13 protein-coding genes are annotated in these 16,174 nt (G+C 44.0%); 9 read left to right on the plus strand and 4 right to left on the minus strand.

The genetic code is table 11. The features are described from left to right. The first annotated feature begins 108 nt into the window (after positions 1-108). Positions 109-1,011: a Vmh family MBL fold metallo-hydrolase gene (locus QUF19_RS07295; protein WP_286298119.1), complete on the plus strand. Its 903-nt coding sequence runs from the start codon at positions 109-111 to the stop codon at positions 1,009-1,011. Positions 1,012-1,270: 259 nt separating this feature from the next. Here QUF19_RS07295 and QUF19_RS07300 read toward each other — a convergent pair whose 3' ends face one another. Together QUF19_RS07300 and QUF19_RS07305 are read right to left on the minus strand one after the other, a co-directional pair. Beyond that, positions 1,271-1,630: a DUF5329 family protein gene (locus QUF19_RS07300; RefSeq protein ID WP_286298120.1), complete on the minus strand. Its 360-nt coding sequence runs from the start codon at positions 1,628-1,630 to the stop codon at positions 1,271-1,273. Positions 1,631-1,670: 40 nt separating this feature from the next. Beyond that, positions 1,671-2,246 carry a TetR/AcrR family transcriptional regulator gene (locus tag QUF19_RS07305; protein WP_286298121.1) on the minus strand — a complete coding sequence of 192 codons (576 nt, stop codon included), beginning with the start codon at positions 2,244-2,246 and terminating at the stop codon, positions 1,671-1,673. A gap of 278 nt (positions 2,247-2,524) precedes the next feature. Between QUF19_RS07305 and QUF19_RS07310 the strand changes: the two genes are divergently transcribed. The 6 genes from QUF19_RS07310 (at position 2,525) to QUF19_RS07335 (ending at position 10,825) form a co-directional block, all read left to right on the plus strand. Continuing rightward, a complete protein-coding gene (locus QUF19_RS07310; RefSeq protein ID WP_286298122.1) occupies positions 2,525-3,451 on the plus strand; it encodes an SDR family NAD(P)-dependent oxidoreductase in 927 nt (308 codons plus the stop codon). A 37-nt stretch (positions 3,452-3,488) separates the two neighbouring features. Continuing rightward, positions 3,489-4,676, plus strand: coding sequence for an alpha/beta hydrolase (locus QUF19_RS07315; RefSeq protein WP_286298123.1), 1,188 nt, complete (start codon positions 3,489-3,491; stop codon positions 4,674-4,676). A 24-nt stretch (positions 4,677-4,700) separates the two neighbouring features. Then, a complete protein-coding gene (locus tag QUF19_RS07320; RefSeq protein ID WP_286298125.1) occupies positions 4,701-5,276 on the plus strand; it encodes a DNA-directed RNA polymerase subunit beta family protein in 576 nt (191 codons plus the stop codon). Positions 5,277-5,517: 241 nt separating this feature from the next. Then, the gene (locus QUF19_RS07325; RefSeq protein ID WP_286298126.1) at positions 5,518-6,333 is read left to right on the plus strand and encodes a TauD/TfdA dioxygenase family protein; all 816 of its coding nucleotides are present in this window, start codon (positions 5,518-5,520) and stop codon (positions 6,331-6,333) included. Between the two features lie 313 nt (positions 6,334-6,646). Then, positions 6,647-8,413 carry an ABC-F family ATP-binding cassette domain-containing protein gene (locus QUF19_RS07330; RefSeq protein ID WP_286298127.1) on the plus strand — a complete coding sequence of 589 codons (1,767 nt, stop codon included), beginning with the start codon at positions 6,647-6,649 and terminating at the stop codon, positions 8,411-8,413. Positions 8,414-8,776: 363 nt separating this feature from the next. Then, positions 8,777-10,825, plus strand: a complete 2,049-nt coding sequence (locus QUF19_RS07335) for an ATP-binding response regulator (protein WP_286298128.1) — start codon at positions 8,777-8,779, stop codon at positions 10,823-10,825. Positions 10,826-10,979: 154 nt separating this feature from the next. Here the strand turns inward: QUF19_RS07335 and cqsA are convergent, their stop codons facing one another. Together cqsA and QUF19_RS07345 are read right to left on the minus strand one after the other, a co-directional pair. Further along, positions 10,980-12,161 (minus strand): alpha-hydroxyketone-type quorum-sensing autoinducer synthase, encoded by a 1,182-nt coding sequence (cqsA, locus tag QUF19_RS07340; protein WP_286298129.1) that lies wholly within the window; start codon positions 12,159-12,161, stop codon positions 10,980-10,982. Positions 12,162-12,524: 363 nt separating this feature from the next. Then, the gene (locus QUF19_RS07345; RefSeq protein WP_286298130.1) at positions 12,525-13,913 is read right to left on the minus strand and encodes an aminotransferase-like domain-containing protein; all 1,389 of its coding nucleotides are present in this window, start codon (positions 13,911-13,913) and stop codon (positions 12,525-12,527) included. A gap of 103 nt (positions 13,914-14,016) precedes the next feature. On the opposite strand from QUF19_RS07345, the gene QUF19_RS07350 reads away from it, so the two are divergent. Next, positions 14,017-14,931, plus strand: coding sequence for an EamA family transporter (locus QUF19_RS07350; RefSeq protein ID WP_286298131.1), 915 nt, complete (start codon positions 14,017-14,019; stop codon positions 14,929-14,931). Between the two features lie 245 nt (positions 14,932-15,176). Beyond that, positions 15,177-16,049 carry an aspartoacylase gene (locus QUF19_RS07355; protein WP_286298133.1) on the plus strand — a complete coding sequence of 291 codons (873 nt, stop codon included), beginning with the start codon at positions 15,177-15,179 and terminating at the stop codon, positions 16,047-16,049. Positions 16,050-16,174 lie beyond the last annotated feature (125 nt).

Below are 16,174 nucleotides of genomic sequence, written 5' to 3' on the forward strand. Positions count from 1 at the left end.
AACAGTGAAAGTTAATTTGATGTCTATTTCATCTAATTCCAATCAAATAAGATGTTTGCACACTCAATGAGTTGGCAGGCGTTCAGCTCTTAATAACGGAATAAAGCTATGAAAAAGTTATCTAAAATCCTTGTATCAAGAACCGCGCTTTTAGGAACAATGAGTTTAGGAGCCATGCTAGCTGCATCGAGTGTTGTCTCTGCTGCTGAGCTAAACATCACCCATTACAATCCGGGTGAAAATGCGATATTCCCAGCAAGCTCTGTACTGGTTTCGGGAGAGAAAGAAGTGATTCTGTTTGATGCACAATTTAGCGTCGCAGATGGACAAAAGCTGGTGGAGCAAATCAAAGCCACAGGCAAAGAGCTATCGATGATTTACATCAGCAGCGGTGACCCAGATTTCTACTTTGGCTTAGAACCGATAGTGGCGGCATTTCCAAACGTTGAGGTCGTTGCCAGTGAAGCGATCGTTGCTCACATCAAGCGTACTAAAGATGCAAAGCTAGAGTACTGGGGCCCAATCTTAGAAGACAACGCTCCGTCTAAAGTTATTGTCCCAACCGTTCTTAATGACACCACGCTAAGTATTGAAGGTGAAACCATCGAGGTGAGAGAAATTAACACACACCAAGCGTACCTGTGGGTTCCGTCTGAGAAAACGGTGTTTGGTGGTGTGTCGGTTTATAGTGGCATACATGTATGGATGGCAGATACCGCATCAAAAGAGATTCGTAGCCAGTGGTCACAATCATTAGAGCGCATGAAAGCACTTAAGCCTGAGGTGGTGATTCCAGGTCACTACTTAGGTGAAATGCCAACGGATACAAATGGCGTTCAGTTTACATTGGATTACGTGGCAGACATCGAAAAAGCACTGGTAAGCACAAGCAATCCAACTTCTGTTGATATCAGTGATTATATGAAGAAAGCATACCCACAATTCAAGGCAACAGAAGGCGACCTTGAACTGGGTGCCAAAGTGCTAAGTGGTGAGATGGAATGGCACTAAGTTGATTATTTCGGTTGTGTCTCAGAAAAGCTTGAAGATTGTGTGCTAGATTTAAGTTGATACACAACTGGAGATATCGATGATCTGGCTTTCGGTGAAAGTACTACAGATTGGACTTGTCTATGGATACAGGAAGTATCAAAAAACGAAAAGAGCGCCTATTTAGGGGCTCTTTTTTTGTTTGGCACTTTGTTGTTTACTATTTAGCAAAGCAGTAAGTTGACAGGGTTTAGCGTTAGAGAGTCAGAAAGCTAAAAAGTTAGCGAGACCGAAAATCATCAAGTTCGGATTTTAACCAAACTTCACTGCTAACCGATGCTTTACCTACACAGTGAACTTGGTAATGACGGCCACTCAACATACTTTTTGTTGCTGAATGCGCGATAAAATCTTCAGCAGACTCAATATCGTCAGCGTAATAATCGGCTTTCTTTTTTATATGTGCAGCCGCTTCTGGCCCGTTGTGCATTGTGCCATTTCGTTCGTATTTGCACTGCGTTGATTCAACAAAGGTAAGCAGATGGTCAATCTCTTGTTGAGGAGAGGCCAATGCATGATTCAGCGATAGTAATTGGCTGACCATCAACCCACACAGAAACAGTGTACGCTTCACAATCATCCTCTCCCATCTAATCGGCTATTACAGAAACGATTAGGAATCAGTGTTTATAGATGGCTTTTTCTAACAAAGAAAAAAGCTGTGTAAATTCTTGTTCAATGGTGTCGCTTTTCCATTCTGATGAATGAAGTGGGTGGTGGTAACGCACGGTACCAAAGAAGAAGCAACGCGCAGTAATAGCACAATCCTCAATTTCAAAGACACCTTCTGTAACGCCATCATTCAAAATCGACTCAACTTGCTGCAACAGATGGTTGATGTGTTTTGATTTTACGTGCTCTGGTGTTTGTTGTGCCAATGATGAATATGACTCAAACAACTCTGGCTCGCCAATAAAAATGCTTCTCTTAATGGCCGTTAACGCCTCAAACCATTCTCGAAGCCTTATTGATGCGCTTTCAGAACTGTGTGCGATCTCAGTTAATGGCGCAGTTACACGCTCCAACCATCTTAATGTTATCGCCTCATGCAATTCCGCTTTAGTTGCAAAGTGTCGGTAAACCGTGCCGTGACTCACATCAAGGGAACGAGCTACGTCAACAACGGTCGTTTTTCTTGGGCCGAATTTACGTAAAACGATTTCCGATGCATCTAATATTTTTTCTTTAGTAAGCATTTCTAACTACCAATAAATTGTGTCTAAACCCGTATTTAAGGCTTTGAAAATAAGAACCTTCGATAACGACAGTATTAGCTTGATGCTATCGATTACCGTCTACTCAGTCAAACGAGGTCATCGTTTAATGCAAAGGTTATTGCCGCTATACATAAGTTATTGCCGTTATACATAAGAGTTAATGTGTTCTTATATCAAATTGGCGCGTTGACAATGCAACAAATGACATTTATTGTAAATTGTCATTTGTTATTATCGAATCCATTGGGAGCATCGCTATGCCGCTAAGTTTGATTGCCAGTGGTCCCCCGAAGGGCAGGCATCGCCGAGTGATATCGGCCATTATTGGACAGAAAAGAAAACATCATGCTTGCCCTGAGTTACCAAGGCTTGATGGGAAAAGGGTACTTGTAACGGGTGGAACCGCTGGCATTGGTGAGTTCATCACTCGTTCTTTACTTGCTCAAGGTGCGAGGGTGACGTCGTTGGCGAGAGGTTTATCGGATGCAACGGATGACATCCTTCATGCCGAATCAATCTATATGGATCTTGCAGATCCTGAGAGTATTGTCGCTGCTGTAGAGCAACTAGGGGAGACGCCATTCGACATTGTTATTTGTAACGCGGGGCTGGTGTCTAAAAAGGCTGAAATCTCACCTTCCGGCTATGAAAAAACATTTTCAGTCAATGTGTTAGGTCATCACATTCTTTATCGACTCCTTATGCAGAAAAACATGTTGGTTGACGATGCTCGTCTGGTAGTGACCAGTGGCGATATTTACATTATGGAAAATGAGTGTGCGGCTGATATTCCTTTTGATGGCACATCCAGTACTTATTCACGAAGCAAGCTGGGAAATTTGTGGCAAGTGCGTGAGTTATCAGAGCGTTACCCTAATATTCATCCAATCGCGGTTCATCCCGGAGTGGTTGCCAGTGGTTTTGCTGGAAGTAAAAAAGGGTTTCTCGCATGGCTTCGTACTAAGCAACTTGTGTCGGAAGAGCAAGGGTCTCACTCTTCTCTGATTGGTGCGACACAAGCTCTTCCAAGAGGAAGTTACTGGCACAATGTGTTTGGGTTGGTTGACTTACCGGACGGGGATCCTGGTTGTGATGCATCTGGTTCTAGGAAGTTGTGGGACCAACTTGAATCGATTACCGCACCTTACCTGCAAGCGTGCGACGTTAAGCTATCTGGAAAATAGAAATGAAATTTCGTTACACATTAAGGTCAATATTTTTATGAAAACTAGGCTCAATGCTCTTGTGATCATGGGTTGTGCTTTATTGCTGATTGGATGTATTAGCAGCGAGCAGGAATATGATCATCCACTCTATGACACGTCTACTAGTGCGTTTCCAGTGCAACAGTTTGACTCGTTTCTAGAGTATCAACAAACCGTTCAGACTTGGCTTGAAGAGAATCGTGTGTTTTTGCAAGACGATCATGCAGCGGAGCTTTCTTATAATACTCCTTTTGAAATCTCACCAAACCAAGCAAACACACTGAAAAAGGGCATCATTTTTGTGCATGGCTTGGGCGACTCTCCTTGGTCTTTTGTCGATGTTGCCCAAGAGTTCGCTGATGAAGGTTACTTGGTGCGCAGTGTATTGCTTCCGGGACATGGTAGTCGTCCCGCCGATTTAGTGCCGATAAGTATATCTGATTGGGAGAAGACGGTTAAAAATCAAGTCGAGATTATGCAGGAAGAGGGGTTTGAGGTGTCTTTAGCTGGGTTCTCTACTGGTGCGAATTTGGTGACGGATTATGCCAATAGCAACCCAAGCATAGAGGCTCTGTATCTGTTTTCTCCTGCCTTTAAATCTGACAGTGACATTGATTTCCTTGCGCCTGCTGGCGCTCTATTTGTTGATTGGGTGTTCCAAGGCGATCCGCAAAATCACAACAATCAAATGAAATACAATAGCGTACCTTTGAATGGCTTTGCGCAGTATTACTGGACTAGCTACGAGGTTCAAAAATCTCTAGAAAGAAAGCCTTTCGACAGACCTGCATTTTTAGCTGTCACTCAAGATGACAGTGTCGTTAATGTTACTGAAGTCCTTAAACTGTTTGAAACGCAGTTTACCAATGCAAACAGCCGATTTATTTGGTTTGGAAACAAGCCAGATACGCTAGATAAACGCGTTGTCCATTTCGACAGTCGTGTGCCGTCAAAACGCATCAGTAACTTCTCTCACATGAGCTTGTTATACCGTGAAGACAATTTCTATTATGGCGCTAATGGTAAATTCCAAATGTGTCGTAACAGCACCGACCCTCTTGATTATGAAGCTTGTTTAAATAGTGATGAACCGTGGTATTCCGCTTGGGGATACAAGGAAGAAGGGAAGGTTCATGCGAGGCTGACCTACAATCCATATTTTGACGAAATGTTGGAATACGCGAAATCTATCACTGCCCTGTAAAGTCGATATTAGAAGGACACTAAAATGTATCAAACACCGTACTCTACATTGCCGCTGGGGCTGATATCGTTGCTATCGCTGTTGTTTGCTGGCCCAGTAAGCGCAGATTGGAAGGAAACGGGATCACACTTAAAGTTGGTTGATCTGTTAGACAGGGAAGACGGCTATTGCATTGATGTTGCTGGAAGTGGTGAGTATGTAAGATTCGATTTGCCGTTACTGACGCACAACTGCAAAGAAGGCTTGTACGCTGATGAAGCGGTGACCTATCGAGATGATGGAACACTGTTCTTTCCTGCTTACGAGGCATGTGTCACTGTTATGGGCGTGAATAATAATTCGCTACCTTACAATGCGTTGATGCTAAAACGCTGCCACGTTGACGAACCGTTTTTGAAAGCTACTCAGTTCCAAACGTTTGAGTTTACAGAGGATAAACAGGTGCAGTTAGTGGGTTCTAACCTTTGTATTACGACAGGCGATCTATCTAAAGTGACCTACAGTGCGGCGCACCGATGGAGAAGCTTGTATATGCAGGAGTGCAATGTTGCTGACAAAGCGTTATCTCAATGGCAAATGGTTAAACCAACGACTCGCTAGTCGATATCCTAAATTAATAGATAAAAACTAAACAAACTCAGAGCCTCAGTATTCACGCTGTTCTTAACAGATTGAAGACTGGGGCTTTTATGTATTAGGCGATACAAGATCATTGATTTTAGTCGGAAAACTGCTTTTTGCTTTTATAGCGAGTAGGATTGAAAGAAATGGCGTATTTGTCCGGTTTAATAATCAGTATCTAAATTGACTCTGAAATGTCACATCATCAATAAGCGAATTTATGTTGAAAATAGAACCCATTACCCCTCACATCGGTGCTCGTATCCATGGAGTCGAACTCGCTACATGCAGTGCGACTGAACTTGATGAGGTTTATCAGGCGCTTCTAACTCATCAAGTGATTTTTCTGGATGATCAAACCCTTTCGCCAGAGCAGCACTTGATGATTGCGGAGCGATTTGGGCAGCTCGAACCGGCACATCCATTTTTTCCTCGCGTCGAGCATGCACCTCAGGTGAGCGTGATAGAAACAACGCGGGGCAATGCTCCGATGGAAAGCTATTGGCATACCGACTTAACCTGGCGGAAACTGCCATCGAAAGCGTCGTTGTTGCATGCTCAGCATCTGCCCAATGTGGGAGGAGACACGATTTGGTGTTCGATGACCGCAGTGTTTGATTCATTAGATGAAGACATGAAAGCAAAGCTGAGAAGCTTATCTGCGACTCATTCGCTGGTGGCTTTTGAGGGCATCGAGTCGGATCTGATTGAGCTTGATTGGCACAAGTCGTTAATCAAAACGGCTCAAGAAAATCCACCAGTGATTCACCCGGTTGTTCAAATTCATCCTGAAACGGGTAAAGAGACGCTCTATATCAATGAACAGTTTACTCGTTATATCAATGAGATCGACCGCCAAGAGAGTGATGATTTACTTAGCCAACTGTTTGAGATAGCACGACGCTCCGAGTTTCAAGTTCGTTTCAAATGGGATAAAGGATCAATGGCGATCTGGGATAACAGGGTAACGCAGCATTACGCGGTGATAGATTACGGCGATACCCCAAGAAAAATGCACAGAGTCACGGTGACCTAGCTTACGTAAATTAAGGCCAAGTCGAACGCGACTAAATATTTTGACTCATAGGTCAATGTGATTTATTTTTAGCGCTAATGTTCAACTCGATACAAATATAAGGAGGATTCTTATGAAAGTGTGTAAATTTAACTTTGCGCATATTTTTTGGTACGACCAAAACTCAAGTTTTAACACTATCGTGCTACGATAACCAAAACTTGAGCGAAGCATTTAAAACTAAACTTCTATAGAGTTTCTTCTCTCTAGTTTACTTGGTTGTTGTCAGCAAATGACGACAGCGCATTCTTGCGCTTGAAACTTGAGTAAACAAATGACTACATTAATATCTACATCATCTATTTCTTACGATCTAACATCATGCCGCTTATTTGATGGGCTTTCTTTCACCATTAAAAAGGGTGACCGTATTGGCCTAATTGGCAGCAATGGGTGTGGAAAAAGCACCTTACTGCGTCTATTAAACAAAGACTTACCTGACTATGTTGGCAGTGTCTCATTCGCCTCTTATGCCGAAGTCGCGCTTATTGAGCAACATCTCCCTAAACGCCTGTTGAGCATGTCGATGCTTAATGCTGTTATCGATAATCTCCCATCTGAGATTCAACTCTCTGAGCAATGGCGCGCTCAAATCATCTTGTCTAACTTAGGCTTTGACGAAAGCTATTGGGATCAGTCGATTGATACCTTAAGTGGCGGTCAATACGCGCGAGTCTTGGTGGCAAGAGCCTTAATTGTCGAACCTGATGTTCTACTGCTAGATGAACCGAGTAACCACTTAGATTTGCCAACCTTGCTTTGGTTAGAGCAATTTCTTATGGATTGGAAAGGCTACTTTGTGATGGTGTCACATGACCAAAGGCTACTCGACCATGTGACCAATTGTACTTGGGTGTTACGTGACAAAAAACTGCAATACTTCAGCCAAACCTGCACTGAAGCAAGAAAGGCGTTAGAAGAGAAAGATCGCGCTGACGCTGAAAGGCAAGAAGTGGAACAAAAAGAGATTAACCGCATTGAAAAGAGCGCGCAGCGCTTAGCTATTTGGGGTAGGGATTTCGATAACGAAGGCCTAGCTCGCAAAGCCAAAAGTATGGAGAAACGTGCTGCTGGCTTGCGAACGACCATGACGCGTTTGGATACGATTGAACCATGGACACTAAGCCTGTCAGGTGAGTCGATGAAAGCTAATCGCTTACTTGAATTAGCGTCGGTGCCAATAGCAGCCGCGCAAGACCAAGCGCCACTGTTTGAAGTTCTGTTCCAACAAGTCAAAAGTGGCGATCGTGTCGCTATCTTAGGTAAGAACGGTGCAGGTAAGTCTTCATTGTTGCAGGTGTTATGGGCAAGCTATCAAGCCTCTCACCTCGAAGATAATGGTTACTTTCATCCTCAAGCCGATGTGGGTTATTACGACCAAAGCTTGAACCAATTGTGCGATGAGCACTCATTAATAGACTCGCTGTACCCGTTTTATCCTGTGTCGCAGGAAGCAAGAAAAATGGCTCTGATCAGCGCTGGTTTTTCTTATGAAAGACACGATCAAAGGATCGCAGAATTAAGCGGTGGCGAGCGTTCTCGTTTATTGTTTGTCGGGCTATCTTTGGCTAAGTATCATTTCCTGTTGCTTGATGAACCAACGAACCACCTTGATATTGAAGGCAAGGAAGAGTTAGCGCATTGCTTAACTCATTTTGAAGGAGGGCTGTTGTTGGTCAGTCATGATCGAGAACTCATCGAGAGTTCATGCAATCGATTCTGGTATATCAATGATGGGCAGCTGGTGGAAATGACTTATTTAGATGCGGTTTATGAGGCCATGTCTGTCGGTAATCAGGTCGTTAGCTTAGAGGCGGGAGGGGAAACTCCAAGTACTGTGTTATCACGCTCCATGACCAGTGAAAATCAATTCCCCGAGCTAGCTCAAAATGATGACGAGTTGCTGTTGGAAAGGCTGTTAGAGTTGGAAGAGTTACTGACACAAGATCAGTCTCGAAAAGCAAAGCATCAAAAGCCAGATCTTCAACAGAAATGGCAGCAAGAAATAGTAAGTATCAATATGAAATTGGAGCTTAGTTAGCTTTACATATCAATCTAGCTGTAAATTTCAATTAGCTGCGCACGCCAGTTGATTCGATATTAGATTGATGAGTTATGCGTGCTCGGCTGTGATTGCTGAGCACGCATGACCAAAGACTCTTCATTTATTCAGAATCGGCCAAAGGCTCTTTAGTTATTCTGAATCCGCTAAAGGCTTTTGTTACTTTTATCAGTATTTACACTGACTCCAAATTCAAGTTTAAAAGCAAAAACCTTGATATATATTTGATTGAAACCTCATTGCTCGGAGGTGATGTGTAATATAATCCGTGACAAAATATAAGAACAAAAATTAAATCATAAAATTTGTAAACGTTAGGGCTTAGTTAATAAAGTATTCCGTATGAACGCAATTCGCAAAGTTTATCAGTACGCAGAACCAAACCTTACTCTCGTCGGATGGATGGGCTTTGTCGGTTTCCCGATCTACTACGTTGTGTGGGAGTTTTTGTTCCCTCAACCTTATGAAAACTTATCGCTGCGTTTAGCTTGTTCGGTATTATTCTTCGGCATTATTTTTCGTAATCGTGTCCCATTTGACTGGCGTAAATACCTTCCGGCTTATTATCAAGTTGCGATAACCCTCTGCTTACCGTGTTTCTTCTTTTACATGCTGCTGATGAACAATTGGTCCAACGTTTGGGTCATGTCTTTCATGTCGGCCATATTCCTGCATATCTTGTTGGTGCACGTCACTAAAGTCATGTTCGCTCAGACCTTTGCCGGAATCGGAATTGCGACGTTTTGTGCTTGGGTGGCACAGGGCTTCTATTTAGAACTCACAATGGACTGGACGCATGTGCCAATCTTTTTGTTTATCTACTTATTCGGCAACTTGTTCTACTTCCGTAATCAGGTGGAACACGAAAACAAGGTGTCATTGGCGAAATCTTTTGGTGCTGGCATTGCTCATGAGATGCGAAACCCTCTAAGTGGCTTGTTGACCTCTATCGATGTCATGCAGTCCATATTGCCGAACCCCAAAAGTGGCGACCATAAAGGGCAATATGCGCTGAGCAATGAAGACGTTATCCAGTTGCGTGAGGTGGGTGATGAGGCGATGGAGATCATCCACTCAGGCAACGAGACGATTGATCTGTTGCTGACTTCAATCGATGAAAACCGCGTATCTCGTTCGACGTTCAAAAAGCATTCAGCGCAAGCGGTGGTTGAGGATGCAATCGACAGTTTTAACTACAAGCGTTCAGCCGATAAGTCAGCGATATCTTTAGATGTACAAAGCGATTTTGATTTCTTGGGCAGTGATACCTTGTTGAAGTACGTTATGTACAACTTATTCAAGAACGCATTCCATCATCGCAGCCCAGAAGATTTTCATATTCATGTCACGATGTACAGCGATGAAGTGACCAATCAAATCATGGTCACCGATAACGGTGCGGGTATCTCAAGCGACTTGATTCGACGCATTTTCCAAGATTTTTACACCACGGGCCAATCGGGTAATTACGGACTGGGTTTGCCATTTTGTAAAAAGGTGATGCGTTCGTTTGGTGGTGAGATTAAGTGTCAGTCAGAAGTGGAACAATGGACGCAATTTACGATGACCTTCCCATCTTTGGCTTCAAATACAGTGAAAGAGATCAAGAGTGAGCTCACTAAGCTGAAGACCGTATTGATGGTGAGCGACCAGAAGATCCTGACCAGTAAAATGACCGAGATATCGCGTTTTATGGGTTTCGACCTCGCCATCTTAGATGTCGCATCCGCCCTAAAAAATAAGGAATATCAGTTCGAATTTGATCTGATCTTTGTTGATATGGAGAGCTTGGACTTACGAGCCAGTTGCCTAGAAAGGATTGAGTCACTGCTTTCGTTCACTGAAGCGCGAATCATCTACTTGTATGAGCATCATCCTATTAAGCGTGTTCGAAACGTTTCTTTCGAGCCTATTTGGGTGGAAACGCAAGTTTGGCTGCTTAATACTAAAGCGACCATCGACCGCTTACTTTTCGATTCCAATTACGTGATGCCAGCAGCGCCTACAAAACCGCTAGAGGCCACGAATAAGCGAACGATTATGGTGGTGGATGACAACGAATCTTTGCGCCGTTTTACTGCGATGTTACTGGAAAAACAGGGTTTTGATGTTGTGCAGAAAGAAGATGGCCAACAAGCATTAGACGCGCTGGATAGCGACGAGATCGACTTGATTCTCATGGATATCGAAATGCCCATCATGGATGGTGTGGAAGCTTCTCGCCGAATTCGAAGTGCCAATAAAGCGTACTCTTCGGTGCCAATCATTGCTCACACTGGCGACAGCTCACCTGTCACTTTAGAGAAAATGGAATCGTCAGGCATGTCAGACTTTATCGTCAAACCGGCAGATAAAAACCGCCTGTTCGATAAGATTGCTCACTGGATTTAGTGAATACCATAAGTTGAAGCACACGATCATTTTGTCAGCGAACAAAAACACAAGAAAGAGCTCAGCGAATTGCTGGGCTCTTTTTGTTTAGCGACATGATAGCGTCCATTCAGTCCTGCCGTTTGTGTTAGTTATAAAATTGGCGTGTACAGAGTTATACGAATTCTAACTCTGGGTGATGGTACGCCTCATGACAAACCGTGAGCACATGATCAATGTCTCGTGGTGTCATGTCGGCATTTACTGAAAATCGGATGATGTTCTTGTTCTTGCCCGTAGCGGGGCGACAGAATACTGCACCGAACACATCACGCTGTTCAAGGAAGTCGCGTACTCGCTCTGTATTTCTCTCATTGCCGCACTCTAATGCAACGATTTGAGATTCGCTACGGATGTTAAAGCCAATCCGTTTGAGGCCTGTGGTGAGCGATTTAGACCGTTCAAATAATACTTTTCGTTTATCTTTTGCTCCTTTAATTACCTCCAAGGTTTTCTCTAAACGAATCACTTCTTGCGGCAACACGGTTGAGCTAAAAATCGCAGGGTAAGCGACAAACGGCAAGGTTGCCGATAGCTGTTTAGGCCCGAGGATTGCGCCTGCGCGATAAGCAAAGGTTTTGGCCAAGCTGACGGTGATAAAGTCGACTTGATTCGTGAGCCCGAGCGCTTGAACTAAGCCAGCACCATTCTCTCCGTGAGTGCCCAGTGAATGCGATTCATCTACGATGACGGCACAATCAAACGCTTGCGCCATTTCGTAGATGTCGCGGAGTGGGGCGATGGTGCCAATCGTGCTATAAACCGAGTCGACAACAATCACACCAGAGCCATGACGTTCCAGTTGCTTACGTAAGTGACTCATATTGTTATGCATAAATGGATGGGCGATTGCACCAGCCGCGCGAACGCCTTCCCACAGCGACATGTGTGCAAAAAAGTCGATATACACAGGCGTATCTGGCGGACAGATCGTTTGAAGTAACCCAATATTGGCCGTCCAGCCAGATTGAGAAAGCAAACAACTTTCCATCCCCACATAGCTTGCGAGTTCGGTTTCAAACTCAGGTTTAGACTCTTCATCTTGTAAGAAAATCGCAGACATCACCACGTTGTCATCGTGTTCACTGATCGCCGCTTGGTGAGCTTGTTGGATCTGCTTGTTGTGCGACAGGGCTAGGTAATCATTGCTCTGCATGACAACGGCGTTGCGGGGTGGACGTTTACCCAACACCAAGTGTTTCTGGCTTTGGTTCTGGGTAATCAGGTCTTGAATATAGAAGTTCAAGCGTTCTTCAATAAAGGAAGGTAATGGTTTTTTTTGGGTTTTATCACTCATAATAGTTCTCTTCAAATACAGGATAACGCCAGCGCTGACGGCTGTATATTGACGACTAAAAGTGATGTGTCATTAGCTGAGTTGCATAATTTTGTGGGTGCTTGCAAACTCAGTATTTAAGGGTTTTGAGGCGATTGAATTTCCTTACGGTACGGGGCTTTAACCCTGGGTTGAATCGGAATAATAGCCTCTTCCTTTATGACAAATAGCTATGAAAAAGTTATGAACAAAAGCGATCAACAAAAGCGATCAACAAAAGCCATCAACAAAAGCCATCAACAAAAGCCATCAAAGAAGGTCATGATAAAGTCGAACTCAAACAACTAATGCGTGCCAATCATGAGTAAATTGGATTAGGTAAAGCTAACCGTTGACGCATTGGTGGATAAGCCTAATCAAGTCATCCAACTGCTGTTTGGCTTCTCCTTCAAGTGAATAACCAAAATTGATGCGTAGGCAGTTGCTGTAGAGATCGAGCGTGCTGAACAGATGTCCAAGCCTAATATCAATATTCTGCTTAGCTACCGCTTGAGAAAAAGTTTTCTGGTTCAAATTTGGGATTTGCAACCAGAGAACCATGCCACCTTGTGGGTTACTGATCTTCACATCTTGAGGAAGATGTTGGGCTAAATAGCTGAGGTATTGCTGGCGCAAAGAAAGGATCTGAGAGCATCTTCTTCTAACGTGCTTGGCGTATTGGCCAGATTCGATAAAGTCAGCAACCGCAAGTTGAGTGGGCAGGGCAACGCCATAACTCGCAGCAGAAAACTGAGCCTTGTACTCGTCTATGTACCTTCCTGGCAAACACCAGCCTAAACGATAACTTGGTGAAAGGCTTTTCGATACCGATCCGCACCACAACACGTATCCGCCTTTGTCATAGTATTTTGCAGGCAATGGTGTGTGTGATGCGTAAGAAAGTTCTAGATACACATCGTCTTCAATGATTGGTACTCGATAATGATTCGCCAATTCAGCCAGCTTTTGTTTTTGACTGGCCGACATATTGATCCCTTGAGGATTCATATGTGAGGTACAGAAGATAGCAGCATCCACACGTTTGTTTTTCAGATGTGTTTCTAGCTGTTTTAGGTCGACACCGTCATCCAAAGACGGGATCTCAATGATCTGGCGAGACATCTTTCCAAGCAACTCCAAAATACCGTTGAAGCAAGGAGAACTGATGGCAATGGTGTCTCCTTCTTTGGTACACGATTCAAGAGCAGCTTTAATTGCTGACATGCATCCAGCAGTGATCACCATTTCTTCAGGTGAAAAGTGCACATCGAGCTTGGTGAAGTGGGTCGATAGAGCCTGTCTTAACATCGGCTCGCCCTGTGTATCAGGGTAATGATTGAGTCTGTTGCCCATACGTTTGATAGAGCGACGGAAGCTGCGTTCTAGTTCCACAATCGATTGTTCATCATTGGTGGTGCTAGAGACCCCTAAAGGCCCATTGATTGAGTTGTGAGTCGATGAAGTTTGTCTAACTCTGGAAACCTTACTTTCAAACTGTGCCCATTCCGGTGTGGAGTGAGAAGGCTTATGAGGCGAGACAAAATAGCCCGCTTGAGGTCGAGAATGAATCCAACCCTGTGATTCTAACTCTTGGTAACAGCTTACTACGGTCGACATGCTGATGGCTTGTTGTTTAGCTAACTGGCGCAGCGAAGGCATACGCCCACCTTCGGGTCTTTTCCCCGTTTCAATCTCATCAATAAATTGATTAGCAAGCTTTCTGTAGATACTCATGGTCACGACCGTTGTTAACTGTACTGGTTTTTATTATAAAAATTGTATCTGTACTGGTTTTATTGTTCAAGGGATACTCTTTTAAAACAAAGGAGGGGTCAGTATGAAAAGAAATGATTTGTTGTTAGCGGTGTTCGTGATGGCAATTTGGGGATTCAATTTCTCGATGATCAAAATGGGTGTGACCAATGTTCATCCGTTGTTAGCAACCGCTGCGCGTTTCTCGCTAGCGGTTATCCCGGTGATATTTTTTGTGGCGAGACCGAATGTCGCTTGGCGCTATTTAGTGAGTTATGGCTTTGTGTTTGGTGTGGGTATTTGGGGTATGGCTTCTTGGTCAATCACAGCCGGGCTTTCTTCTGGGCTTTCATCGGTATTGCTTTCAACCAACGTGCTAATCGGTATGGCTGTTGGGGTATGGGTTTTCAAAGAAAGTGCGTCGGTTCGCAAGTTAATGGGTGCGATGTTAGCGATGTGCGCCTTGGCGGTATTGGTTTCCGCAGCAACGGGCAATGTCACCGTTAATGGCGTGATTCTTATTATGATCGCAGCGTGCAGTTGGACGTTAATGGGCGTGATTGTTAAGGCGTCTAAAACCAAGCAGGCTTTTGCGTTTAACGTGTGGGGCATGCTGTTTGCGCCAGTTCCATTAGTGTTGTTTGCGGTTATGCTGCACGGTGACCAAATCATTTGGCAGGGGATCGCACTGTGGGATTGGAATACGACGATTGCTGTGTTGTTTCAGGCTTATCCAACCACGCTATTTGGCTACTGGGTGTGGAATAAGTTGTTAATCCAATATCCGTTAAGCACGACCGCACCGTTAACCTTGCTTGTGCCAATCTTCGCATTGATCAGTGGTTACTTTATGTATGACGAAGTACTGTCAGTCGCCCAAGTGGTTGCATCAGTGCTGTTCTTAGTCGGGATTGGCTTAATCGTGAAACCAGCGAAGACACCGAACACTAAAACATCAGATAGCGCGGGAGATAACGGAAAGCTTGTTAAGCAGTCGTGATGTGATTCGCTGCAAAGAAGCGTGATGTAGATTAATCATCGAAACTAAAGTGTTGAATAGAAACCAAGGCCTCGCAATTGCGGGGCCTTAGTGTATGAATGTTTCATAATGAATTCTCGTTTCTACTAAGAATTATCTAGTTCCTGATTACGAAGTGTTCTGGAGAAATGAACTTATTGTTGTTATGTTATATCATAACAATAAGCAAGGGTGACTTGCACTTTCGATATTTGGAAATCAATGACATGGACAACATTAATCAAGTCTTGCTGGTTGCTGGAACACACGGCAACGAGCTCTCAGGAATCTATTTAAACAAGCTCATCAAAGAGCGTTTGTATGCCGCCGAGCGTTCAACATTTTCGACTACTTCTGTTATCGCAAATCCTAAAGCGGTAGAGCAGAACGTCCGATATGTTGACACGGACCTAAATCGTCAGTTTTGTAATACTAACCACGACGATACTGCTGGTTTAGCTGAGCATACCGTGGCAAGACAGTTTATAGATAGACACGCAAGCAAAGAGCAGCAACTGATCGTGGATTTGCACAACACGACCAGCAATATGGGGGCGACATTAATCTTGCTTTCCAATGATGCTTTCTACCAAAAAATGGGCGCTTATGTGAAACAGCGAATGCCGGAAGCCAATATTCTGTTTGAAGATAGAAAGCCTTGGGATGAGCAGCCTTACCTTTGCACAACAGGGAAGTGTGGAGTGATGATTGAAGTCGGGGCTCAGGCACATGGCTCACTTAAGTTCGATACTCTCAAACTGATGAAGCAGATGCTGACCATGGTTCTTGATTACGTTGAGAAACATAACCTTAACCAAGTACAAGCGCTAGAAGACTACGATGCTTTCTTCTATGTTGAAGAGGTTAATGTTCCACTTGGTCCTGATGGTATGCGAGTAGCCACAGTACACCCAGCGATCTGTGGTCGAGATTTTGAGGTAGTGAAGCAAGGGGAGCCTTTGCTCGCGACTTTCTTTGGTTATGATATCTATTGGGAGCGCGAACAAGATATCTATCCCCATTTCATTAATGAAAGTGCTTACGCTAAAGCCAACATTGCAATGGCATTGGCCGAGAAGCGTTTGGTTTCGGTGAGTTAGAACTTTTAGCAGCTAACGAGTCCGCTAAATAGCCCATGAGTGTTGTAATTCGCGACACTCATGGCGTTATCTTGATCATTGTTGTTGCGAGTAGTAGGACGCCAATGGGTATGACAGTTAAGGCA

This window comes from Vibrio sp. FE10 (assembly GCF_030297155.1).
Taxonomy (GTDB): Bacteria; Pseudomonadota; Gammaproteobacteria; order Enterobacterales; family Vibrionaceae; genus Vibrio; species Vibrio apostichopi.

What these genes read in the sequence shown, in the direction of transcription:
- QUF19_RS07295 (WP_286298119.1), top strand. Translation starts at nt 109, where the DNA reads ATGAAAAAGTTATCTAAAATCCTTGTATCAAGAACCGCGCTTTTAGGA.
- QUF19_RS07300 (WP_286298120.1), bottom strand. Translation starts at nt 1,630, where the DNA reads ATGATTGTGAAGCGTACACTGTTTCTGTGTGGGTTGATGGTCAGCCAA.
- QUF19_RS07305 (WP_286298121.1), bottom strand. Translation starts at nt 2,246, where the DNA reads ATGCTTACTAAAGAAAAAATATTAGATGCATCGGAAATCGTTTTACGT.
- QUF19_RS07310 (WP_286298122.1), top strand. Translation starts at nt 2,525, where the DNA reads ATGCCGCTAAGTTTGATTGCCAGTGGTCCCCCGAAGGGCAGGCATCGC.
- QUF19_RS07315 (WP_286298123.1), top strand. Translation starts at nt 3,489, where the DNA reads ATGAAAACTAGGCTCAATGCTCTTGTGATCATGGGTTGTGCTTTATTG.
- QUF19_RS07320 (WP_286298125.1), top strand. Translation starts at nt 4,701, where the DNA reads ATGTATCAAACACCGTACTCTACATTGCCGCTGGGGCTGATATCGTTG.
- QUF19_RS07325 (WP_286298126.1), top strand. Translation starts at nt 5,518, where the DNA reads ATGTTGAAAATAGAACCCATTACCCCTCACATCGGTGCTCGTATCCAT.
- QUF19_RS07330 (WP_286298127.1), top strand. Translation starts at nt 6,647, where the DNA reads ATGACTACATTAATATCTACATCATCTATTTCTTACGATCTAACATCA.
- QUF19_RS07335 (WP_286298128.1), top strand. Translation starts at nt 8,777, where the DNA reads ATGAACGCAATTCGCAAAGTTTATCAGTACGCAGAACCAAACCTTACT.
- cqsA (WP_286298129.1), bottom strand. Translation starts at nt 12,161, where the DNA reads ATGAGTGATAAAACCCAAAAAAAACCATTACCTTCCTTTATTGAAGAA.
- QUF19_RS07345 (WP_286298130.1), bottom strand. Translation starts at nt 13,913, where the DNA reads ATGAGTATCTACAGAAAGCTTGCTAATCAATTTATTGATGAGATTGAA.
- QUF19_RS07350 (WP_286298131.1), top strand. Translation starts at nt 14,017, where the DNA reads ATGAAAAGAAATGATTTGTTGTTAGCGGTGTTCGTGATGGCAATTTGG.
- QUF19_RS07355 (WP_286298133.1), top strand. Translation starts at nt 15,177, where the DNA reads ATGGACAACATTAATCAAGTCTTGCTGGTTGCTGGAACACACGGCAAC.